Source organism: Paraburkholderia sp. PREW-6R, from assembly GCF_039621805.1.
Lineage (GTDB): Bacteria > Pseudomonadota > Gammaproteobacteria > Burkholderiales > Burkholderiaceae > Paraburkholderia.
The window spans coordinates 1,095,788-1,118,707 of the sequence record NZ_CP155073.1 but is presented as its reverse complement, the minus strand read 5'-3'; the positions used below and the strand labels follow the sequence as shown (position 1 = coordinate 1,118,707).

The 22,920-nt window shown below is 60.3% G+C and carries 15 protein-coding genes, 2 tRNA genes and 2 rRNA genes; 5 read left to right on the top strand and 14 right to left on the bottom strand.

Annotated elements, in window-relative coordinates; genetic code table 11:
• Positions 1 to 153: 153 nt before the first annotated feature.
• Positions 154 to 2,247: an excinuclease ABC subunit UvrB gene (gene uvrB / locus AAGS40_RS04900; protein WP_345813580.1), complete on the bottom strand. Its 2,094-nt coding sequence runs from the start codon at positions 2,245 to 2,247 to the stop codon at positions 154 to 156.
• Positions 2,248 to 2,534: 287 nt separating this feature from the next.
• Between uvrB and AAGS40_RS04895 the strand changes: the two genes are divergently transcribed.
• Entirely contained in the window at positions 2,535 to 3,734 is a 1,200-nt protein-coding gene (locus tag AAGS40_RS04895; RefSeq protein ID WP_345813579.1) for an amino acid aminotransferase, read from the top strand.
• 224 nt (positions 3,735 to 3,958) lie between these two features.
• Here the strand turns inward: AAGS40_RS04895 and AAGS40_RS04890 are convergent, their stop codons facing one another.
• Positions 3,959 to 5,197, bottom strand: coding sequence for a patatin-like phospholipase family protein (locus tag AAGS40_RS04890; protein ID WP_345813578.1), 1,239 nt, complete (start codon positions 5,195 to 5,197; stop codon positions 3,959 to 3,961).
• Between the two features lie 10 nt (positions 5,198 to 5,207).
• Positions 5,208 to 6,005, bottom strand: coding sequence for a 3-hydroxybutyrate dehydrogenase (locus tag AAGS40_RS04885; RefSeq protein ID WP_345813577.1), 798 nt, complete (start codon positions 6,003 to 6,005; stop codon positions 5,208 to 5,210).
• Between the two features lie 321 nt (positions 6,006 to 6,326).
• On the opposite strand from AAGS40_RS04885, the gene AAGS40_RS04880 reads away from it, so the two are divergent.
• Positions 6,327 to 7,298, top strand: coding sequence for an aldo/keto reductase (locus tag AAGS40_RS04880; protein ID WP_345813576.1), 972 nt, complete (start codon positions 6,327 to 6,329; stop codon positions 7,296 to 7,298).
• Between the two features lie 138 nt (positions 7,299 to 7,436).
• Complete coding sequence (gene rlmJ / locus AAGS40_RS04875; protein WP_345813575.1) at positions 7,437 to 8,282, top strand: 23S rRNA (adenine(2030)-N(6))-methyltransferase RlmJ; 846 nt, start codon at positions 7,437 to 7,439, stop codon at positions 8,280 to 8,282.
• Between the two features lie 108 nt (positions 8,283 to 8,390).
• On the opposite strand, the gene AAGS40_RS04870 is transcribed toward rlmJ, so the two are convergent.
• The 4 genes from AAGS40_RS04870 to cueR all read right to left on the bottom strand — a co-directional run bounded on the left by AAGS40_RS04870 (position 8,391) and on the right by cueR (position 11,123).
• Positions 8,391 to 9,431: an ABC transporter substrate-binding protein gene (locus tag AAGS40_RS04870; RefSeq protein WP_345813573.1), complete on the bottom strand. Its 1,041-nt coding sequence runs from the start codon at positions 9,429 to 9,431 to the stop codon at positions 8,391 to 8,393.
• Positions 9,432 to 9,667: 236 nt separating this feature from the next.
• The gene (locus AAGS40_RS04865; protein WP_345813571.1) at positions 9,668 to 10,012 is read right to left on the bottom strand and encodes a hypothetical protein; all 345 of its coding nucleotides are present in this window, start codon (positions 10,010 to 10,012) and stop codon (positions 9,668 to 9,670) included.
• 250 nt (positions 10,013 to 10,262) lie between these two features.
• Entirely contained in the window at positions 10,263 to 10,409 is a 147-nt protein-coding gene (locus AAGS40_RS04860) for a DUF3563 family protein (RefSeq protein ID WP_345813570.1), read from the bottom strand.
• 291 nt (positions 10,410 to 10,700) lie between these two features.
• Positions 10,701 to 11,123, bottom strand: a complete 423-nt coding sequence (cueR, locus tag AAGS40_RS04855; RefSeq protein WP_345813569.1) for a Cu(I)-responsive transcriptional regulator — start codon at positions 11,121 to 11,123, stop codon at positions 10,701 to 10,703.
• Positions 11,124 to 11,247: 124 nt separating this feature from the next.
• Here cueR and AAGS40_RS04850 point away from each other — a divergent pair, with 124 nt between their 5' ends.
• Positions 11,248 to 11,463, top strand: coding sequence for a cation transporter (locus AAGS40_RS04850; RefSeq protein ID WP_345813568.1), 216 nt, complete (start codon positions 11,248 to 11,250; stop codon positions 11,461 to 11,463).
• Positions 11,464 to 11,467: 4 nt separating this feature from the next.
• Complete coding sequence (locus tag AAGS40_RS04845; protein WP_345813567.1) at positions 11,468 to 12,376, top strand: SDR family oxidoreductase; 909 nt, start codon at positions 11,468 to 11,470, stop codon at positions 12,374 to 12,376.
• A gap of 106 nt (positions 12,377 to 12,482) precedes the next feature.
• Here the strand turns inward: AAGS40_RS04845 and AAGS40_RS04840 are convergent, their stop codons facing one another.
• From AAGS40_RS04840 to AAGS40_RS04810, 7 genes are all read right to left on the bottom strand, one after another.
• Positions 12,483 to 15,962, bottom strand: coding sequence for an error-prone DNA polymerase (locus AAGS40_RS04840; protein WP_345813565.1), 3,480 nt, complete (start codon positions 15,960 to 15,962; stop codon positions 12,483 to 12,485).
• 5 nt (positions 15,963 to 15,967) lie between these two features.
• On the bottom strand, positions 15,968 to 17,797 hold the full coding sequence (locus tag AAGS40_RS04835) for a DNA polymerase Y family protein (protein ID WP_345813564.1): 1,830 nt from the start codon (positions 17,795 to 17,797) through the stop codon (positions 15,968 to 15,970).
• Positions 17,697 to 18,536 (bottom strand): translesion DNA synthesis-associated protein ImuA, encoded by an 840-nt coding sequence (gene imuA / locus AAGS40_RS04830; protein ID WP_345813563.1) that lies wholly within the window; start codon positions 18,534 to 18,536, stop codon positions 17,697 to 17,699. The genes AAGS40_RS04835 and imuA overlap by 101 nt, the downstream gene beginning before the upstream one ends.
• A gap of 574 nt (positions 18,537 to 19,110) precedes the next feature.
• Positions 19,111 to 19,224 (bottom strand): 5S ribosomal RNA (rrf, locus tag AAGS40_RS04825).
• 217 nt (positions 19,225 to 19,441) lie between these two features.
• Positions 19,442 to 22,325: ribosomal RNA gene (locus AAGS40_RS04820) — 23S ribosomal RNA — on the bottom strand.
• 316 nt (positions 22,326 to 22,641) lie between these two features.
• Positions 22,642 to 22,717 (bottom strand) — tRNA-Ala (locus tag AAGS40_RS04815).
• A 69-nt stretch (positions 22,718 to 22,786) separates the two neighbouring features.
• A tRNA-Ile gene (locus AAGS40_RS04810) sits at positions 22,787 to 22,863 on the bottom strand.
• Between the last annotated feature and the right edge of the window lie 57 nt (positions 22,864 to 22,920).

Sequence of the window (22,920 nt, the reverse complement as noted above, 5' to 3'; positions counted from 1 at the left end):
CAGCGCGGGCAAGGCCTTACGGCAAAAGGGTTTTAAGGCAGTTTTAAGGACTTGTGACACCTGAAAAGCACCGACGTTTCTACCGGGGCGACGGCCCCAACAAAAAGGGCGCGGCACAGTGCCACGCCCTTTCCGAAAAACATGTCCAGCTTGCTAGTCGACGCCAGAAACGTGATCGCCGACGTTCGCGCCAAACACGCGCTGCCGCAGCAGCGCCAACTGGTCGCGCGTCTGCGCTGCCTTTTCGAATTCGAGGTTCTTGGCGTGCTCCATCATCTGTTTTTCGAGCCGCTTGAGCTCCTTGGCAAGCTGCTTCTCGGACATGTCCTCGAACTTCGCGCGGGTTTGCTGTTCCTTCAGTTCAGCGCGTGCGTCGTCGACGTTGTATACACCGTCGATAATGTCGCGAATGCGCTTGACCACGCCGCGCGGCGTAATCCCTCTTTCGAGATTGAACGCAATCTGCTTCGCGCGCCGCCGCTCGGTTTCGTCGATCGCACGGCGCATGGAGTCCGTGATCTTGTCGGCGTACAGAATCGCCTTGCCGTTCACATTCCGCGCCGCCCGGCCAATCGTCTGGATCAGCGAGCGCTCCGCACGCAGAAAACCTTCCTTGTCCGCATCGAGAATGGCGACCAGCGACACTTCCGGGATATCCAGCCCTTCGCGCAGCAGGTTGATCCCCACCAGCACGTCGAACGTGCCGAGTCGCAAATCGCGGATGATTTCGACGCGCTCCACCGTATCGATATCGCTATGCAGATAGCGCACCTTGATGCCGTGGTCCGCGAGGAATTCGGTGAGCTGCTCGGCCATGCGCTTGGTCAGCACGGTGACCAGCACGCGGTCGCCAGCCTTCACGCGCTCGTTGATCTCGGCCAGCACGTCGTCCACCTGACTACGCGCGGGCCGGACCTCGATTTCGGGATCCACGAGGCCGGTAGGACGCACGAGCTGCTCCGCCACCTGGCCCGACGTTTTCTGCTCGTAGTCCGCGGGCGTGGCCGACACGTACACGACCTGGCGCATCTTGCGTTCGAACTCGTTGAACTTCAGCGGCCGGTTATCCAGCGCGGACGGCAACCGGAACCCGTAGTCGACGAGATTTTCCTTACGCGCGCGGTCGCCGTTGTACATGCCGTTCAGCTGACCGATCAGCACGTGCGACTCGTCGAGCAGCATGATCGCATCAGGAGGCAGATAGTCGACGAGCGTAGGCGGCGGCTCGCCGGGCGCCGCGCCCGAGAAATGCCGCGAGTAATTTTCAATGCCCTTGCAGAAGCCAAGCTCCTGCAACATTTCCAGATCGAAGCGGGTGCGCTGTTCGAGCCGTTGCGCTTCTACCAGCTTGCCCTCGCTATAAAAAAACTCCAGCCGCTCGCGCAATTCGTTCTTGATCGTTTCGACGGCGCGCACCACCGTGTCGCGCGGCGTCACGTAGTGCGACGACGGATAGACGGTGAAACGGGGAATTTTCTGCCGCACACGGCCCGTGAGCGGATCGAACAGTTGCAGCGTTTCGACCTCGTCGTCGAACAGTTCCACGCGCACGGCCATTTCCGCGTGTTCGGCCGGGAAAATGTCGATGGTGTCGCCCCGCACGCGAAACGAGCCGCGCTGGAAATCCGCCTCGTTCCGGTTGTACTGCATCGCGATCAGCCGCGCGATGATGTCGCGCTGGCCGAGCTTGTCGCCCGTGCGCAGCGTCAGAATCATCTGGTGATATTCGGACGGATTGCCGATACCGTAAATCGCCGACACCGTGGCTACGATCACCACGTCGCGCCGCTCCATCAGGCTTTTCGTGGCGGACAGGCGCATCTGCTCGATATGCTCGTTGATCGACGAGTCTTTCTCGATGAACAGGTCGCGCTGCGGCACATACGCTTCCGGCTGGTAGTAGTCGTAGTACGAGACGAAATACTCGACCGCGTTGCGCGGGAAGAACTCGCGAAACTCCGAGTAGAGCTGCGCGGCGAGCGTCTTGTTCGGCGCGAACACAATCGCCGGGCGGCCGAGCCGCGCGATCGTGTTGGCCATGGTGAAGGTCTTGCCCGAGCCGGTCACACCGAGCAGCGTCTGGAACGACAAACCGTCCTCGACGCCTTCGACGAGCGTATCGATGGCCGTCGGCTGGTCGCCGGCGGGCGGATACGGTTGATACAGCTGGAACGGCGAGCCTTCGAACGTGACGAACTTGGATTCGTCCAGCGCGTCTTCGGCTTCAGTCAGATGTTGTTCGGACATGTGGGGCGGCACCGGGCCTCGGGCAAAGAATCATTCTAACGGGTTGCGGGATCGCGGGCTGAGCGCGCCCGGGTGATCTAATTGATGCCTGCATGCCTCTTTTTCAAGCAAAAAGACCGGGCTCACGGGGCGGGTTGCCCGAAAAGCGGTCACGGATTCGCTACAATGCCAAGCTGCGCCTGTTCGTTGCTGTCCGCCGTCCGCCTACGTTTTCCACGAGACGTGCTGACCGGCCGGGCCGCTCGCGCCTTACACCGCCTTCTTTTCACTACTGCTGCCCATCCATCATGTCTCTGTTCTCCGCCGTCGAACTTGCTCCCCGCGACCCGATTCTGGGCCTGAACGAAGCTTTCAATGCCGACGCACGCGCCACCAAGGTCAATCTTGGCGTCGGCGTGTATTTCAATGAAGAAGGCAAGATCCCGCTGTTGCGCGCCGTTCGCGACGCGGAAAAAGCGCGTGTCGAAGCCGCGCTGCCGCGCGGCTATCTGCCGATCGAAGGCATTGCCGCCTACGACGCAGCCGTGCAAAAGCTGCTGCTCGGCAACGACTCGCCGCTGATCGCAGCAGGCCGCGTCGTGACGGCGCAGGCGTTGGGCGGCACGGGCGCATTGAAGATCGGCGCGGACTTTCTGAAGCGCCTGAACCCGAACGGCAAGGTCGCCATCAGCGACCCGAGCTGGGAGAACCACCGCGCGCTCTTTGAAGGCGCCGGCTTCGAAGTTATCTCGTATCCGTACTACGACGCCCATACGCACGGCGTGAATTTCGATGGCATGCTGAGCGCGCTGAACAGCTACGCCGCCGGCACCGTCGTCGTGCTGCACGCGTGCTGCCACAACCCGACCGGCGTGGATCTGACGGTCGACCAGTGGAAGCAGGTGGTCGAAGTCGTCAAGGCGCGCAATCTCGTGCCGTTTCTCGACATTGCGTATCAGGGGTTCGGCGACAACATCGAGTCGGACGCCGCAGCCGTGCGTCTGTTCGCAGCGGCGGAACTGAATGTGTTCGTCTCGTCGTCGTTCTCGAAGTCGTTCTCGCTGTACGGCGAGCGCGTCGGCGCGCTGTCGATCATCACGTCGAGCAAGGAAGAAGCGTCGCGCGTGCTGTCGCAACTGAAGCGCGTGATCCGCACGAACTATTCGAACCCGCCCACGCACGGCGGCTCGGTAGTCGCCGCGGTGCTGGCCTCGCCGGAACTGCGTGCCACGTGGGAAACCGAACTTGCCGAAATGCGCGATCGCATCCGCGCGATGCGCAACGGGCTGGTGGAACGCCTGAAGGCAAGCGGCGTGGATCGCGACTTCAGCTTTGTGAACGCGCAGCGCGGCATGTTCTCGTATTCCGGCCTGACCGCGCCGCAAGTGGACCGGTTGCGTGAAGAGTTCGGCATTTATGCGGTGAGCACGGGCCGCATTTGCGTGGCTGCGCTGAACACGCGCAACCTCGACACAGTGGCAAATGCAATCGCCCACGTATTGAAGTAAGCGGGCGGCTTCGAAGTGCACGGCTAGTGGCGCATGGCCAGTGGTGCACCGCTAGTGGCCCACGGCCAGTGGCGCATGGCCAGTGGCGTGCTGCCGATGCGTGCTTCCGCTGGCACAGGCTGTTGAAACGGCGTCCCTGCATCGGGGCGCCGTTTTTTATTGCGTTGCTGTTAGTCTCGCGCGCGATCTCTGCTGTAACGCGCGATGCGCATGCGGTTGGCTGCCTAGCGCCTGTCCCGATGGATGTCGTGCGTGATGAATCCGGCGTCGTTATTCGGCATGGCCAGCCAGTCCGGCTGCGAGAGCGAGTGATTGATGTCGTCGAGACCGCTTTGCCAATGCTCACGCATCGTGGACAAGCCGAACTGGAAGTCCTTGTAATGCCCCTCGTATTCCTTTTGCCGGTAGATGAGGTGGATCACGTTGTAGCGCTTGGAGCAGGACAGGTCTTCGGCCAGCTTGCACCACGGATCGTCGCGTTGATCCGACGGCACGCGATCCAGCACCTCACGCAGCACGTGTCTGAAACGTTGCGAGCGCTGCAGCATGTCGGTGACAAGACGCGTTCGGCTCGAATACTGAATGTCTTTCATGCGCCCCTGCACGTCGGTGATGCTATCCGGCACCGGACCAATCGCGCTCCACAGATCGACCTGAAAAGCGAGCGTGTCGCGGCGCGGCGTGGACTGAATCACTTCATAGAGCGGTGTGTTCGACATCAGACCGCCGTCCCAGTAATACTGGCCGTCGATCTCGACGGCGGCAAAGCCCGGCGGCAACGCGCCCGACGCCATGAAGTGCTCGGGCCGCAGCGTCGTGTGCGTGTTGTCGAAGTACGCGAAATTACCGGTGCCGCAATTCACCGCGCCCACCGACACGCGCATTTCGCGCGAATTGATCCGGTCGAAATCGCAAAGCGCTTCGAGCGTAGCTTTCAGTGGCGTGGTGTCGTAGTAGCTGGCCATTTGCGGCGGCCCGGATACAGCGGGCAACGGCGGCGGAAAGCGCGGCACGAAAAAGCCTTTCTGCCCTTCGACAATCGCACTCACCGCCTGCGTGGCGGTAAATGCCTTGCGCACGGCATCGCTCGAATTGAACAGCGCGTGCTCGATGAAAGCCGGCAGCGGCGGACCGAACGCCGGCTGGCAGATCGTTTCCCAGAACTGCAGCAAACGCTCGACGCGCTTCTCCGGCGGATTGCCGGCGATGATCGCCGTGTTCAACGCGCCGATTGAAATGCCGGCAAGCCAGTTCGGTTCGATGCCAGCTTCATAGAGTCCCTGAAAGACGCCCGCCTGATAGGCGCCCAACGCGCCACCGCCCTGCAACATCAGTGCGACGGTTTCATAGTCAGGCAAATGAAGATGCCGACTCGTATGAATGGCGGGCGCCGAACCTGCGCCGTCAGCCTCCCCGTCGACGGACATGCCGGCGCGCGCCCGTTTGAGATTGCGTTGGGCCATCGGCGGCTCCTTAATGCATGTACCAGCCGTGGCTCACGATAAAGGACTGACCGGTCAACGCGGCCGACGGGAACGTAGACAGGAACAGCACGGTTTCCGCCACGTCCTCGACCGTCGTGAAAATGCCGTCCACCGTGCCGCCGAGCATGACGCGTTTGACAACTTCGTCTTCGCTGATGTTGAGTTCCCGGGCCTGCTCGGGAATCTGTTTGTCGACAAGCGGCGTACGCACGAAACCCGGACACACCACATGCGAGCGCACGTTGTGCTTCGCGCCCTCCTTGGCGAGCACGCGCGCGAGACCGAGCAGCGCATGCTTGGCCGTCACATACGCGGACTTGAGCGGCGACGCTTCATGCGAATGCACGGAGCCCATGTAAATGACGATGCCGCCGCGGTCATCTTTGTACATGTGCTTGAGCGCGGCCTTGGTGGTCAGGAACGCGCCGTCCACGTGAATCGCCTGCATCTTCTTCCAGTCGGAAAACGAGTAATTTTCGATCGGATTGACAATCTGAATGCCGGCATTGGAAATGAGAATATCGATCGAGCCGAGTTCTTCGGCGACCTTGTCGATACCCTGATTGACGGCGTCTTCGTTCGTGACGTCCATCGCCACGCCGATTGCCTTGCCGCCCTTCGCTTTGATCTCTTCGGCGACGGCGTTCGCGCCGTCCTGATTCAGGTCGGCGATGGCGACCGCCGCGCCTGCTGCGGACAGCGTAAGCGCGATCTGCTTGCCGATGCCGCTCGCGGCTCCGGTAACCACCGCGACCTTACCATTCAGATTCGTATTCGTTGAGGACATCCAGAACCTCCCTGCAGTTGATGAGCAATGAGACCACGAGCCGCGGGCGGCGTGAAGTCGGCCAGACGATATAGGCCGTCTGGCTGATGCTGCACGGCGGCCAACGCTGCTATTGTGCATGAACCGTGTGAACTCGATCGGTCAAAAGCACGTCGGAACGTATGTCTTTAAACTAAACGGCTTCGGCAGCATTCCAGGCCGGCGCTCCGGTGGCCGGCGCTCCGGTGGCCGGCACTCCGGCGGCCGGCGCTCCGGTGGCGGGCACTCCGGCGGCCGGCGCTCCGGTGACACTTCAGTGGCATCCCTATAAAGGAGAAATGCATGAACTATCGACGTCTGGGCCGCTCCGGCCTGCAAGTCAGCGAATTGTCCATCGGCTCGTGGGTCACCTATGGCAATCAGGTGGACACGCATGCCGCGCGTGAATCGCTTGCCGCCGCGCGCGACGCGGGTGTCAATTTCTTCGACAACGCCGAGGTCTACGCAGGCGGAAAGTCCGAGGAAATCATGGGCCAGGCGCTCAAGGAACTGGCGTGGCCGCGCATCAGCTATATCGTGTCGACCAAGTTTTTCTGGGGACGCGAGGAAGCGCCGAATCAGTATCACACACTGAATCGCAAGTATCTGCTGAACGCGATCGACGCATCACTCAAACGCATGCAGCTCGATTATGTGGATCTCGCGTTCTGTCATCGTCCTGACCCGAACACGCCCATCGAGGAAACCGTTTGGGCGATGAGCGACATGATCACGCGCGGCAAGGCGCTGTACTGGGGCACATCGGAATGGAGCGCCGATGAAATCCGCGCCGCGTATGACATCGCGGATCGTTACAGCCTGCACAAGCCCGTGATGGAGCAGCCGCAATACAACCTGTTTCACCGCAAGCGTGTCGAGCAGGAATACAAGCGGCTTTATGAGGACGTCGGGCTCGGCCTGACCACCTGGAGTCCGCTCGCATCCGGCCTGCTTACGGGCAAGTATCGCGACGGCGTGCCCGCCAACAGCCGCGCGCAACTCCAGGGCTACGACTGGCTGCGCAAGCAGGTCACCGACGCCGGCAAGAACAACGTGGTTGGTCAGCTCGGCGAAGTCGCCGACCAGCTCGGCTGCACGATCGGCCAACTGGCGATCGGCTGGATTCTGAAAAATCCCCATGTGAGCACGGTGATTACCGGCGCATCGCGGGTCGAGCAGATCGGCGAAAACATGAAATCGGCGGAAGTGGCGGAAAAGATCACGCCCGAGATCAAGGAGCGGATCGAGGCGATCGTCGGCGACAGTTACAGCTGAGCCGCTTTGCATTGAAGGGCCCGGCGCGCGGTCGCGTACAATACGCGACCGCTCCGCACGTTGTCTGTGCCGCCGCATTGCATCCGCCTTGCCGGTCCGCCTCGGCCCGGCACGCCCTCTTTCAGCGTCTTTCTCATCATGCTCAGCTACCGCCACGCCTTTCATGCAGGCAATCATGCCGACGTTCTCAAACACGCCGTCGTGTTGCAACTCCTGCGCTACCTTGGCCAGAAAGACAAAGCCTACTGGTATATCGACACGCATGCGGGCGCCGGCGTCTATTCGCTGAAGGAAGGCTTCGCAACAAAAACCGGCGAATTCCAGACGGGTATTGCGAAGCTGTGGGAACGCAATGATCTGCCGCCCGTTTTTGCCGAGTACGTCGATGAAGTCAATGCGCTCAATCCGGATGGCCAGTTGCGCTTTTATCCCGGCTCGCCGTACATCGCGTGGCGGCAGTTGCGTGAGCAGGACCGCATGCGTCTGTTCGAGTTGCACACCACTGAAATCGACGTGCTGCGGCACAACTTCCGTGACGCCGGGCGCCGCGCAATGCTTTACGCGGGCGACGGTTTCGACGGCATTCTCGCGCTGCTGCCACCGGCGCCGCGCCGCGCGCTGATCCTGCTGGACCCGTCTTACGAGGACAAACGCGACTACACGCGCACGCTGCGCTGCGTCGAGGAAAGTCTGAAGCGTTTTCCGACGGGCACTTATGCGATCTGGTATCCGCAGGTGAGGCGGCCCGAGTCGCAGCGTTTTCCCGATCAACTGAAGAAACTTCAGGACCGCAACTGGCTGCATGTCACGTTGACGGTCAGCAATCCGCCAGCGGACGGCTTTGGGCTATACGGCAGCGGGATGTTCATTCTGAATCCGCCGTACACACTGGCGAAAACGCTGAAGGAGCAGATGCCCTGGCTCGTGAATGCGCTCGGCGAGGACAAGGCTGCGCAGTTCAAGGTGGAGTATCGCGGCGATTGAGGATTGACGTTGCGCGGCACCGCGGCGCCGCGCTGTCAACAAACACCGGCACTACATCAGCACCGGCACGACACCGGCACTTAAGCGCCGCCCAGCCGGCAAGCGCGATCACTTCAACTGTGCCGCAGCCCGACGCGCGAAATCGTTCGTATAGGTCGCATTCAGATCGATCTTTTTCGGGTCGAGCCGGCTATCGAACGACGACAGCGCACGCAACGAAGTTGCCGGGCCATCGGCGGGCATCAGGCCATCCGGCGAGTAGGCGTCGCGCACGTTGTGAAACGCCTCGAGATAGAGCGACGAGTCGTTGAGCAGATAGGCCGGCGGAACCATCTTCAATAGATCGGCGTCGCTCGCGGTCTGCAGCCAGCGATCCGCGCGAACGATCGCATTGGCGAGCGCCTGCGTCGTCTTCGGATATTTCTGGATGAAACTGTCGGGCGCGTAGAGTGTGGCCGCAGGCATCGTCCCGCCGAAGACATCCTGCGTTCCTTTGACCGTGCGCGTGTCCACGAGCACCTTGATCGAGCCGCTGCGTACGAGCTTGGTCATCATCGGATCCACGTTCGAAAGCGCGTCGATCTGTCCGCCGCTCACTGCCGCCAGCACCGTATTGCCGCTGCCCACGCCAATCGCCGAAATCTCGTTACGCTGGACGCCGGCCTTGCGCAACGCAACGGTGAGCACGAGATCAGTCGACGATCCCGGCGCGCTTACGCCGACTCTGGCGCCCTTGAAGTCCGCCAACGTTTTGAGCTGATCGACTTTCGACTTCAACACCGCGACGACGATCTGCGGCGCGCGGCCCATTAGCGCGAACGCCCGGAAGTGCTGCCCTTTCTCCTGCATGAACAACGTGTGTTCGAATGCGCCCGCGCCCACATCGGCGCTGCCACCCACCACCGCCTCCAGCGCTTTCGAGCCGCCGGCGAAGTCTTCGAGTGTGACGTCGAGACCTTCGTCCTTGAAGTAACCCAGTTGTTGTGCGGCAAGGACCGGCAGATAGTAAAGACCCGGCAAGCCGCCAACTGCCATGGTGAGCGTGGGTCTTTCCGGTGTGTCCCGGGCAAACGAGAGGCCAGGCAGCGCCGCGAGCGCGAGCAGTGTCAAGCAGGCGCCGGCAGTGCGCCGCATCCAGCGAATGGGCATTGTCTGTCTCCTTGTTCTGTTTTCGTTCGATGGCAGCGTGTGGCGCGACAGGTCCGCCCACGTCGCTTACAACGCCGCGCAACGATTGTCGTCGGAGGGCGTCGGCCACGCCATGCGCCCAAACCCGAATGTGCGCGTGCGCTGACCTCGTGGTCGCTTATTGGCCGCGCGGAAATGGAAACGAAACAATACGAAACTGCGTCGGGAAAAGTCGCGGGGAGTGCGGCCTTTGCGGATTACCGGGAATGGATCACAGGGCGCGGCTGTGGTTGTGGCTGTGGTGGCGCACCGCCGATCGGGTACTGGATGTAGGGCGCTACGACAATCGGCGTCGACGAGTTCGGCGCGAGTTCGGTGGGCGACGCCATGGGCTGCGCCTCGACGATCCGATCCCGCGATAGCGGCGCGGTTTGCAGCACGGTCCCGCTCTGCCCGTCGTTTATGCCGCCCTGCGAATCGAGGATCACGGGCTTGCGTCCATCGGCCGACGCCGCCATGACAAGTGTGGGTGCCGACGACGTTGCCAGCGCGACAGTGACGGTGGCGGCGGGCATGAATTTGAGCAAACGGGAAAGCGACATTGGACAGGCCCGTTGAATTTGGAAAAGGTGCCGACAGCGCAGAGCACGTGCCTTACCTTAACCCGACGTCGTCGACGCGGCTAGCCCATTTCGCCACCTTTAGCGATTTACCGCCAGCGGGCAACCCTTATTGATATTCCAGATATGACAAAGCCCCGTCTATACGGGGCTCAACATTTTGCTGCAAGGCTTCGCGATCACAAGCGCGTTGCCGGTCCAACCCGTTGCGGACCCGTCTCGGCCGGCAAACTTACAGCGAGTAGCCGTTGCTTTCCAGCGATCGGATGCGCTGCTCGAGTTGCACGATATCCGACGAAGACGCGAGGTACGCTTCGCGGCGGGTACGTTCTGCAGTTTCAAACCAGTAGCTCAGCTTATCAAGTACGTAGGCAAACATGATGTTTCTCCAAGGAATCGGATGAATCCCCGGCAAGTATAGATATCAGGGATTTCCCGTAAAAGGGTTAACCCGAATTATAGTCTTTCGGTGCAACCCCGCTAGTGAAATGCCCGCATGAAGTGCATTCCAATCTGGAATGACGCCCTGGTTTGGTGCGCTGGAATTGTTGATTTTTTTGTCAATTATTTGGAGGCGCTTTACGGCACGCTCGCCCGAGTAACAAGTATGCACAGTATTTGTGCATAAGCGGCGATTGCATATGAGAGGGGCAAGAGATAGCTTGACGCGCTAAGTACGGTGACAACCCTGTACAGACAGGAGAGTGGTGTCTGCAAGTCCTTCGATGATCGGGCACTCTGGGCGGTCGTCGCCGTGGCAATGAGCCGCCAGATGCGCGAGTGTGTCGCGCATGTCGGTGAGTTCGGCAATCCGGCGATCCAGTTCGGCGACATGCTCCAGCGCAATTGCCTTGACTTCCGCGCTGGCACGCGAGCGGTCGTGCCACAGCGCCAGCAGACGCCGAATGTCTTCGACCAGAAAGCCGAGCCGGCGGGCTTGGCGGATAAATCGCAGAGAATGCACTTCTTGCGTCCCGTACACCCGATAACCGGCGCTCGTGCGCCCTTTGGCGGCAAGCAGGCCGACGCTCTCGTAATAGCGGATCATCTTTGCCGTGACGCCCGACGCGCGGGCCGCTTCACCAATATTCATGACTGCCTTCCTCGAATGTGTTCGCCGATGCTACACCTTCCAACAATAGGAAGGTCATCCACGCGAATACGGTTCGGCAGGCATAATCCAGCTATCGCAACACGTATTCCGAAGAGGCTTACCCATGACGATCGAACTTCAGGTGGAAGGTATGAGCTGCCAGCATTGCGTGACGGCCGTTACGAATGCGATCCGCGAACACGACGAATCTGCGCAGGTACGCGTCGATCTCGATTCAGGACGCGTTGCAATCGAATCCGCGCAGCCCGTCGAGACGCTGCAGGCGGCTATCGTCGAAGCCGGCTACATGGTGAAAGGCGCGACCGGCGCGGCAGCCTGACGCCATGTTTAAAGTCGCTGTCATTGGTGCGTCGGGACTGTTGGGACGGGCAATCGTCGACGAGTTGGGCCAGCAGCGTGACTGGCAGGTCGTGGCCACGGCGTTCAGCCGCCCGGACGCGAACCGGATCGCGCTGGACATTCGCGACGCCCCGGCCGTCGACCGGTTTATCGAGCAGCAAGCGCCAGACGCGGTCGTCATTGCCGCGGCAGAGCGCCGCCCGGACGTGTGCGAGCACAACCCCGAGCTGGCCCGCGCGCTGAACGTCGACGCGGTACGCACGCTGGCGGCCGCGGCGCATCGGTGCGGCGCGTGGACGTTGTCGATTTCCACCGACTACGTGTTCGACGGCGCCCACCCGCCCTATCAGCCCGATTCGGCGCCCGCGCCACTGAACGCCTATGGCCGCAGCAAGCTGGAAGGCGAGCGCGCGTTGATGGAGTCAACCGATCTGGGTTGCGTGTTGCGTTTGCCATTGCTATACGGGCCGACTGTCGACTGGGCGGAGTCGGCCGTCACGAGCCTCGTGCCGGCAATCGCGGCGTCGGCGGCGCCTGACGGCAAACCGGCCGTCATGGACGCATGGGCGATCCGCTATCCGACTTTTACGCCAGACGTCGCGTTCGTGATCCGGCAGATGCTCGAACGGCATGCGCGCGGCAAAGCGATTCGCGGCATCGTCCAATGGTCGGGCGACGAGCCGATGAACAAGTACGAAATCGCCGTGCGACTCGCCGAGGCGTTGCAACTCAGCGCGCATCTGACGCCGCAGGCGACCCCTGCCGATGCGACGCCGCGTCCGCATAATTGCCATCTGGCGTCAGGGCGCCTCGAAGCACTGGGAATCGGACGCCGCACGCCTTTCGATACGGCGATCCGGCAAGTGCTGGCGGCATTTCCGTGGCGCGGCTGACATGCCGGCGCGGCGCCTGACAGAGGCGCTGCGCAGTGCGCACTTAAAAACACACGCCGCAGCGTTGCGGCGGTTAGGGTCAAGCGACCGCTAGCCGCCCCTGCTTTCAATGAAAATCCCGGCTCGCCGTGGACAATTCCCCCAGCCACTCGCTGAGATCCTCGAGGCGATGCGCGACGAGATGGATCACTTCCCCCTGGTGCTTTTTCACTTTCGCCTGATTCTTCCTCGCCTGGGTCGCGTCCATCACGCCGCCTGCGTGGTGGCCGCCGGTTGCCACGCCGTCGTCCCGCTGCAGCACACCGTAGACCGCCAGCAGCGACGACCCCAGCAATACCTTGCGCTGCTTTTCCACCAGCGACGGCCAGACGATCACATTGACCGAACCGGTTTCGTCTTCGATCGAAACGAAAACCGTGCCGTTTGCCGTGCCCGGCCGTTGCCGCACAGTGACGATGCCGCAGGCGCGCGCGAGCGTGCCATGCCGGCACGCGGCCAGTTGCGCCGCCGAGCGAAAACGCTGGCTGGCAAGCCGCGCGCGTAACAGCGCCAACGGATGACGATTGAGCGTGAGCCCAATGCTTCCGTAATCGTCGACGATTTCGCGGCTTTCCGCAGCCCGCGGCAATGCCAGCGGCGACTCGGCGATCGGCGCGTCGCGCAGCAATCTCGGCACGGTATGCTGGGCGGTCACGGCCCACCACGCTTCACGCCGGTGACCCGCGATGCTGACGAGCGCATTCGCGGCGGCGAGCGCTTCGAGATCACGGCGCGTCAAGGCCGCACGACGCGCGAGATCGTCGACATCGGCAAACTGCGCGTCGCGCCGGGCGGCCACGATGCGCGCAGCAGCCGCTTCCGAAAGCCCCTTGATCAACTGCATGCCAATACGTACCGAAGGATCGCGTGTGCCATACGTGTTCGACGGCTGGAACACGCGCGCCGTCAACCGTTTCGCCGCGCGCCGCACCGTCCGGCTCAAAGTCAGATGCCGCAGCGAAAGATCACGCAGTTGCTGGGCGGATAGCACGGTCTGCTGACGATGCAGGCAGGTCTCGTCCGCTGAAATCCGTTCGCCTTCACGATCACGCTTTTCGAATGTCGATTCCCAGTCGCTCAACGTGACATCCGGTGGAAGCACCTTGACGCCGTGACGCTTCGCATCCTGCACGAGTTGCGAAGGCGAATAGAAACCCAATGGCTGGCTGTTCAGCAACCCGGCCAGAAAAGCGGCCGGCTCATAGCGTTTCAGCCATGCGCTCAGATAGACCAGCAACGCGAAGCTCGCCGCATGGCTCTCCGGAAAACCATATTCGCCGAACCCTTCGATCTGGCTGCAGATGCGATCGATAAAATCCTTTTCGTAGCCGCGCGCCGACATACGCTCGTTCAGGTCCTGCTGATACCTGGCGAGGTTGCCGCTGCGGCGCCAGGCCGCCATTGCGCGACGCAACTGATCGGCCTGCTCACCGGTATATTTCGCCGCCACCATGGCCAGGTGCATGACCTGCTCCTGGAAAATCGGCACGCCGAGCGTGCGTTCGAGCACCGGGCGCAACTCGTCTTTAGCGTAGTCGATTGCTTCGAGCCCCTGCTTGCGACGCAGATACGGATGCACCATGCCGCCCTGAATCGGTCCGGGCCGCACGATCGCGACTTCGATCACGAGGTCGTAATATTTATTCGGCTTCAGACGCGGCAGCATGCTTTGCTGCGCACGCGACTCGATCTGGAACACGCCGATCGTGTCAGCATGGCCGCACATTTCATAGACGGCGCGATCCTCGCGCGGAATGTCCTGCACCCGGAAGGCCGGAAAGCCGCGCCGCAACGCGACGAATTCCAGCGCGCGGCGAATCGCCGACAACATGCCGAGCGCGAGCACATCCACTTTCAGCAGGTTGAGCGCGTCGATATCGTCCTTGTCCCATTCGATGACACTGCGATCTTTCATCGTTGCGTTTTCGATCGGAACGAGCCGCGACAGGTTGTCTTTCGCGATCACGAAGCCGCCCACGTGCTGCGACAGGTGACGTGGAAAAGCCCGCAGTTCGTGCGTAAGACGAATCAGGTTTCGCGTGATGTGCGAGTTGGCGTCGAAGCCGGCTTCAGCAAGATATCTGGCGATGGAATCCATGCTGTCCCACCACTGCTGCGACTTGCTGATGCGCTCGATCAGCGACACCTCCAGTCCCAGCGCCTTGCCCACGTCCTTCAAAGCGCTGCGCGCGTGATACGTAATCAGCGACGCCGTCAGCGCCGCGCGATGACGTCCGTACTTCGAATAGATGTACTGGATCACTTCCTCACGGCGCTGATGCTCGAAGTCGACGTCGATATCGGGTGGCTCGTTGCGCGCGCGAGAAATGAACCGCTCGATCAGCATGTTCATGTGCACCGGATCGATTTCGGTCACGTGCAGGCAATAGCAGACAATCGAATTCGCTGCCGAACCTCGTCCCTGACACAGAATGTTTCTGGAACGCGCAAAGCTCACGATGTCGTGCACGGTCAGAAAGTATTTTTCGTATTTCAGATCGGCAATCAGTTCCAGCTCTTTCTCGATCTGGCCAATACGTTTCAGATCCAGGCCGTTCGGCCAACGCTCCATCGCGCCGGCCATGACCAGCTTGCGCAGATAACTCGAAGGCGATTCGCCTGCGGGGACCAGTTCTTCCGGGTATTCGTACTTGAGTTCGTTCAGGGAGAAGCGGCACAGCGCGGCAATGCGCAATGTCTCTTCGAGCGTATCGCGCGGATACAACTTGCCAAGGCGTACTCGCGTGCGCATGTGCCGCTCGGCATTGGGCTCGAGCGCGTGACCACACTCGGAAAGCGGCTTGACGAGCCTGATTGCGGTCAACGTGTCCTGCAACGGTTTGCGCGAGCGCGCATGCATCAGAACACCGCCTGCCGCCACCAGCGGCAGACCCGTTTCCTTTGCGATCATCCGCAGGGCGTCGATCTGGAGATCGTCGCTGCCGGTTTGCCAGAGTTCGAGCGCGATCCATGCACGTTGCGGCGCAAGCCTCGCGAGCCAATGCGCGCAATGCAGCGTGTGCGAAAGCGTCGCCGTACGTTGCGGCACGAGAATCAGCAGACAATCGGGTAACGCTTTCAGATGTTCGAGATGAGGCAGCGCCTCGCTCAAGTCGAATGAGCTCAGACGATAGCTGCCTTTTTCAGCGCGCGAACGGCCCAGGGTGATCAACTCGGAAAGATTACCGTAGCCGTTGCGGTTCGTTGCCAGCGCAACCAGCGTGCAGAAGGGATCGCCGTCGGCATCGGTCAGATTGAGTTCGCTGCCAATGATCAGTTCAGGGAGCGGTTTGTGCGGCCCCTCCTCCTGCTCCTGTTCTTTTTTGATTTCCTTTAACGCCGTATGCGCTCTCACGACGCCTGCGAGCGAGCATTCGTCCGTGATGGCAAGTGCGCTATAACCATGCGACATGGCCTGCCTCACCAGTTCCTGCGGATGCGAAGCGCCACGCAGAAACGAGAAATTGGTCAGGCAATGCAATTCCGCGTAGGGCGGCAGATGCGTGTCGAGCGCTTGCGGCGGAAGCGTTGGCCATGAAGTCTTCATGATGATCAGCCGAACAGACCGTGCAAATACCATTCGCCGCCAAGACGCTCGCGATAAACCCAGAACATGCGGCCATGATCGTCCGCCGCGACATAATAGTCGCGCTCGACGCCGCTGCCGTCCCACCACCCCGCTTCGATCCGCTCGGTACGCGTGAGCATTTTCAGCGGACGACGGTAGATGGGCCGCTGGTCACGCATCATCAGACGTAGCGGCTTGTCGAGCATCCACACGGGGCGTGGTTGCGACGGCAATGCGCGCTCTGGCAGGTCGAGCGAGGCCTGGGTTTCGTGCTGAGTTTCGTTGCCGGTTTCGTTGTGAGTTTCGTTCGAGTGTCGATGTGGATGTGAAGGCGCTGATGGGTGAGCGCTCTTTGCGGTGGTTTCGGGTTCGCCAGATTGTCGGCGCGTGTCGGCCGGTTGAATTGCTGGCTGCGCTCCGACGCTTTCTGCGGATGCGTTTTCGAGCGTTGCGTGGCGCAGTTCATCGGTCAACCAGGTTTTATCGGCTTTGATTCTGGTCCGCGTCTTCGGCGAGCGCTTCTTCCGCGAAAACGCCTGCGCCTGATATGCGTCGACGCGCATGGCCCGCTCCGGCCGATGGTCGTCCTGCTCGGACATTTGCAGTACGTTCTCCGGCCCCAATCTCGCGCTCAACCGTTCGAGCAGGCGCGCAATCGAGTCACCGTCCGACTCGGGCATCGGAAACAGCGTGTCAGATTGTCCGGCGTACTCGCTGATCTGATCGGCGACCAGCTTCAACTCGATTACGGGTGCCGCCAGCACCGTCTGATTCAACTTCTCACGCAGCAGCCAGATCAGATGCTCGGCATCGCGCGACGGTATGGCCCATGCGACCTTCAGGCTCGATGTTCTCGGCGCGTGACGCGATGCCAGTTCATGTTCGAGCAGCAACGTGTAGCCACTCAACGCCGCATGATGCGCGCTCAGCCAACCGGCCAGCTGCACGATCAACCGACGCGCGGCGAACAGCAGCGCGTCGGCGTTCTCCACTCTCGACGGCAACTCCAGCTGCGCATGGAATGACGCCGGCGCACGAAACGACTCGCGCGGGTCGGGTCGCGTGCCATAGGCCTGTGCCAGCAAATCCAGAATGCCGCCGCCGAAGCGCCGCACCACGCCTGATCTCGGCAGTTGCCGCAAATCGGCCAACGTAGCGCAACCGACGTGCACGAAGGCATCGCGATGCGTCTGCGCAACCGGCAATAGCGACACCGGCAAACGATCGAGTACGCGAGCCAGCGACGTCTCCTTCACCACGTGCCAGCGACGCCCGTGTTTTACAGCACGAGCCTGTGCGAGTAGCCATGCGCCCCAGGCCGTCGGCCCACAGGCGATGCGGGCCGTGTAGCCGAATTCCGCGACCGTCGCCGATACCCGCGACAGGAGCGCGCGCAAGCCGCCGAACAGTCTCAAACCGGAGCCTACTTCCAGCAGCAACGTATGAGCGTCGGCGAGCGATACTTTCGGCGTGTAGGTCAGCAACGCAAGTGCTATTGCTTCGAAGGACTGCGTTTCGCGGGCGGCATCGGCGGCGAGCAACTCCAGGCTCGGCGCCAACGCCAACGCATGCGAGCGCGAATGCCCCGCGTGGACGCCGGCCCGCAATGCGTCGAGATCCGGCATCAGAATGTGCGCGTGATCGGCGAGCGCGTAGCAGCGCGCCTCGGTGACGTTTTCATCACCTGAGGTCCCGGTTGCGGCGCTGCCCGCTTCACGCCGATTCGGCTGCGCGGGCAAGCCATTCGGAAGCGGCACGAGAGGCTTCACCGCTTCCAGCGACAAGAGTGGCAATGTGACTGCGATCCACAACATGTTTGATCTCTCGCCCTTGATCGCCGCCGCCCCGGTTCTGCGGCAACAGGACGCTCTGTAAAGGCAAAATAAGACGAAGGGGTTCGGCTAGCGGCGGCCCACGTCGTTTGAAGATGTCAATCGACAGGCCAATCTCCTGCAGCCATTCACGACGGTTGATGGTCTGCGCGTTGGCTGGCAGCACGGGCTCGCAGATCATGCGCAACGGTGCCGGCGACGATTGCGTGGCGGCCTCGACAGGCCGTATCAAAAACGCCAACGCCGCCGATTCCTGCGCCGCCACCTGCAAACGCCGGACTTTGTCGGCACGTGCGGTGGGCAACCAGACCAGCACCGCGCCGATCCCGTCCTGTTTCAATGCTTGCGTGGCGGCCCACAACGCCTGATCCTCGGCTGCGCGCACCCACAACACGCGTTCCACATCGACACCCCACGCTTTCAGCGCCGCAGCGCTCGGCTGATAGGGAGGCGCCACGAACATCACATGCCGCCCGGTTTGCCTCGTCAGATGACACAGCGCGCGAGCCAACAGCCGCACTTCGCCGATGCCGCCGTGTTCGACCAGCAACTCGGTCAGGGCGCCCATGGACCAGCCCTGGCCAGGCAATAGCTGATCCAGGGCGGCATAGCCGCTTGAAATGACGCGCGCGTCGGCTCCGGCAAGCTCATTGCCCTGCCATACCTGCCGCCGCAATTGCGACGACAGCGAGGTAGTCGCGAGTTGAATCGCTGCTGCCATGGACACGCTCTTTCAATAGGGAATGCTCCGCCCTGCCGGCATTGAAGCAGGCATCCGGTGACGCGTTTTCACTGTATATTTATACAGTATTTCGGGATGGATGTTAAGGCAGATGAGCGTCGGTATGAAACCGACAGCGCTTGTTACGGCGATGATTTTTGCGGCGGAGTGAGCGGCTGGCCAGACTTTGGGACGGGGATGCGGTGTGTGCTTTATTCCGCGGGAGATCGCGTCGGCGCGAGCGTTTTTTGAAGCGGTGGCTTGGGTGGTCTGCTTTGCTTGGTAAGCGCTGAGTCGGGGAAAGGTGGAAGTGTGACGAAAACACGTTGCTTTGATTCGTCAAAAGCGAACTGCATATAAGCTTGCAGCGGGGAAGGCGTTACCGGCCGTGTGCCTGCGGTCATGTGCCGGTGTGACGGCGGATGGGCTGGTGCGTCGGACTCAGGACTGGTTGACGCTCTATTGCGCCTGCGCCCGAAGCTGTTGTGTTGCCGTTGTCGGGCAGCCGGTTTGTACGCGCCGTAAACGCAGAAACCCCACCTTCTGGGGGTGGGGTTTCTGACGCTGCTGGGGAGCCTGACGATGACCTACTTTCACACGGGTAATCCGCACTATCATCGGCGTGGCGTCGTTTCACGGTCCTGTTCGGGATGGGAAGGGGTGGGACCGACGCACTATGGTCATCAGGCATGACTTGATGTTGCGCTGTCCTGTGGGGGACAGCCCAACCAATCGGGGAAGAAGTAGTGTCTGGTGAGGCTCACCAGAGAAGTTTTGGGTTGTGCTGTTTCTGGCACAACACTGATCTCAACCGTGTGTGGTCTGCACAAGACCCTGCGCGTGGCGCAGGGTGGGCCTGCCATGAGTGCTTGCGCACTGACGGCTGGCCGTCACACACCTGTTATAGGATCAAGCCTTACGGGCAATTAGTATCAGTTAGCTTAACGCATTACTGCGCTTCCACACCTGACCTATCAACGTCCTGGTCTTGAACGACCCTTCAAGGGGCTCGAAGCCCCGGGGATATCTCATCTTAAGGCGAGTTTCCCGCTTAGATGCTTTCAGCGGTTATCTCTTCCGAACATAGCTACCCGGCGATGCCACTGGCGTGACAACCGGTACACCAGAGGTTCGTCCACTCCGGTCCTCTCGTACTAGGAGCAGCCCCCTTCAAATATCCAGCGCCCACGGCAGATAGGGACCAAACTGTCTCACGACGTTTTAAACCCAGCTCACGTACCTCTTTAAATGGCGAACAGCCATACCCTTGGGACCGGCTACAGCCCCAGGATGAGATGAGCCGACATCGAGGTGCCAAACACCGCCGTCGATATGAACTCTTGGGCGGTATCAGCCTGTTATCCCCAGAGTACCTTTTATCCGTTGAGCGATGGCCCTTCCATACAGAACCACCGGATCACTATGACCTGCTTTCGCACCTGTTCGACTTGTCAGTCTCACAGTCAAGCACGCTTATGCCATTGCACTATCAGCACGATTTCCGACCGTACCTAGCGTACCTTCGTACTCCTCCGTTACACTTTGGGAGGAGACCGCCCCAGTCAAACTGCCTACCATGCACTGTCCCCGGTCCGGATAACGGACCCAGGTTAGAACCTCAAACAGATCAGGGTGGTATTTCAAGGTTGGCTCCACGCAAACTGGCGTTCACGCTTCAAAGCCTCCCACCTATCCTACACAGACCGGTTCAAAGTCCAATGCAAAGCTACAGTAAAGGTTCATGGGGTCTTTCCGTCTAGCCGCGGGGAGATTGCATCATCACAAACACTTCAACTTCGCTGAGTCTCGGGAGGAGACAGTGTGGCCATCGTTACGCCATTCGTGCAGGTCGGAACTTACCCGACAAGGAATTTCGCTACCTTAGGACCGTTATAGTTACGGCCGCCGTTTACCGGGACTTCAATCAGGAGCTTGCACCCCATCATTTAATCTTCCGGCACCGGGCAGGCGTCACACCCTATACGTCCACTTTCGTGTTTGCAGAGTGCTGTGTTTTTATTAAACAGTCGCAGCCACCAGTTTATTGCAACCCCTTCACCCTCTGCCCGCAGGGGCATCAAGCTACAGGGGCGTACCTTATCCCGAAGTTACGGTACCAATTTGCCGAGTTCCTTCTCCCGAGTTCTCTCAAGCGCCTTAGAATACTCATCTCGCCCACCTGTGTCGGTTTGCGGTACGGTCACTGTCAAACTGAAGCTTAGAGGCTTTTCCTGGAACCACTTCCGATTGCTTCTTCACCGAAGTGAATGGCCTCGCACCCTTGAATTCCGCGCCCGGATTTGCCAAAGCGCCTTCTCCAATGCAAGGACCGGGACGTCCAACACCCGGACAACCTTCCGCGATCCGTCCCCCCATCGCATTTGACAATGGTGCAGGAATATTGACCTGCTTCCCATCAGCTACGCATTTCTGCCTCGCCTTAGGGGCCGACTCACCCTACGCCGATGAACGTTGCGTAGGAAACCTTGGGCTTACGGCGAGGGGGCTTTTCACCCCCTTTATCGCTACTCATGTCAGCATTCGCACTTCCGATACCTCCAGCACACTTTCCAGTGCACCTTCGCAGGCTTACGGAACGCTCTCCTACCATGCATATAAATATGCATCCGCAGCTTCGGTATATTGCTTAGCCCCGTTACATCTTCCGCGCAGGACGACTCGATCAGTGAGCTATTACGCTTTCTTTAAAGGATGGCTGCTTCTAAGCCAACCTCCTGACTGTTTTAGCCTTCCCACTTCGTTTCCCACTTAGCAATATTTGGGGACCTTAGCTGGCGGTCTGGGTTGTTTCCCTCTTGACACCGGACGTTAGCACCCGATGTCTGTCTCCCGTGATTGCACTCTTCGGTATTCGGAGTTTGCTATGGCGTAGTAATCCGCAATGGACCCCACAACCATGACAGTGCTCTACCCCCGAAGGTGATACACGAGGCACTACCTAAATAGTTTTCGGAGAGAACCAGCTATTTCCAGGTTTGTTTAGCCTTTCACCCCTATCCACAGCTCATCCCCTAACTTTTCAACGTTAGTGGGTTCGGACCTCCAGTACGTGTTACCGCACCTTCATCCTGGCCATGGATAGATCACCTGGTTTCGGGTCTACACCCAGCGACTGAAATCGCCCTGTTCGGACTCGCTTTCGCTACGCCTGCCCTAATCGGTTAAGCTTGCCACTGAATGTAAGTCGCTGACCCATTATACAAAAGGTACGCCGTCACCCCCTTGCGAAGGCTCCGACTGTTTGTATGCATGCGGTTTCAGGATCTGTTTCACTCCCCTCCCGGGGTTCTTTTCGCCTTTCCCTCACGGTACTGGTTCACTATCGGTCGATCACGAGTATTTAGCCTTGGAGGATGGTCCCCCCATCTTCAGACAGGATTTCACGTGTCCCGCCCTACTTCTCGTACACCCAGTTCTTCCTCGCTGTTTTCGTCTACAGGGCTATCACCTGCTATGGCCGCACTTTCCAGAGCGTTCGACTAACAATGAAGATAAAGAGTACAGGCTGCTCCCATTTCGCTCGCCACTACTCTGGGAATCTCGGTTGATTTCTTTTCCTGCGGCTACTTAGATGTTTCAGTTCGCCGCGTTCGCTTCGCGTAACCTATGTATTCAGTCACGGATGACCCATTCGGGCCGGGTTTCCCCATTCGGACATCTACGGATCAAAGCTCGTTTGCCAGCTCCCCGTAGCTTTTCGCAGGCTACCGCGTCCTTCATCGCCTGTGATCGCCAAGGCATCCACCACATGCACTTGTTCGCTTGACCCTATAACGGGTGCGTCTCGGCCGCATTCACTGGGAATCCGGCGTGATCCACATCGCTACAGGTTGAGTATTCGTGTTGCGCCGTATTCCAAAGCAATCTTTCGATCACTTAAAAATACATTGATACAATCACAACCCTGATTCACCTACTCACGCACCCATCTCGAGGCACGCTTTCGTGAATCTCTTTACTACTTCTTCCTGATTGTTAAAGAACGACAGCCGATAGCGCAGTTACCATCACCACGTATCGCTCTGACTGGCTCAATCGCCAATGCATAACGCTCGGTGAATACCGAACACTAGGCATTGAGGATTGGTGGAGGATGACGGGATCGAACCGACGACCCCCTGCTTGCAAAGCAGGTGCTCTCCCAGCTGAGCTAATCCCCCCGGTCATGCACAGAACAGCATCTGCTTTCCATCCCCGGGGGTCTCACCGGTCAGCCACCGCAGAATCAGTGGTGGGTCTGGATGGATTCGAACCATCGACCCCCGCCTTATCAAGACGGTGCTCTAACCGGCTGAGCTACAGACCCCTGAGTCTGTCTGCGTATGCTGTGCATGTGTGTCTTCAAAGTTCACAGCCGATAAGC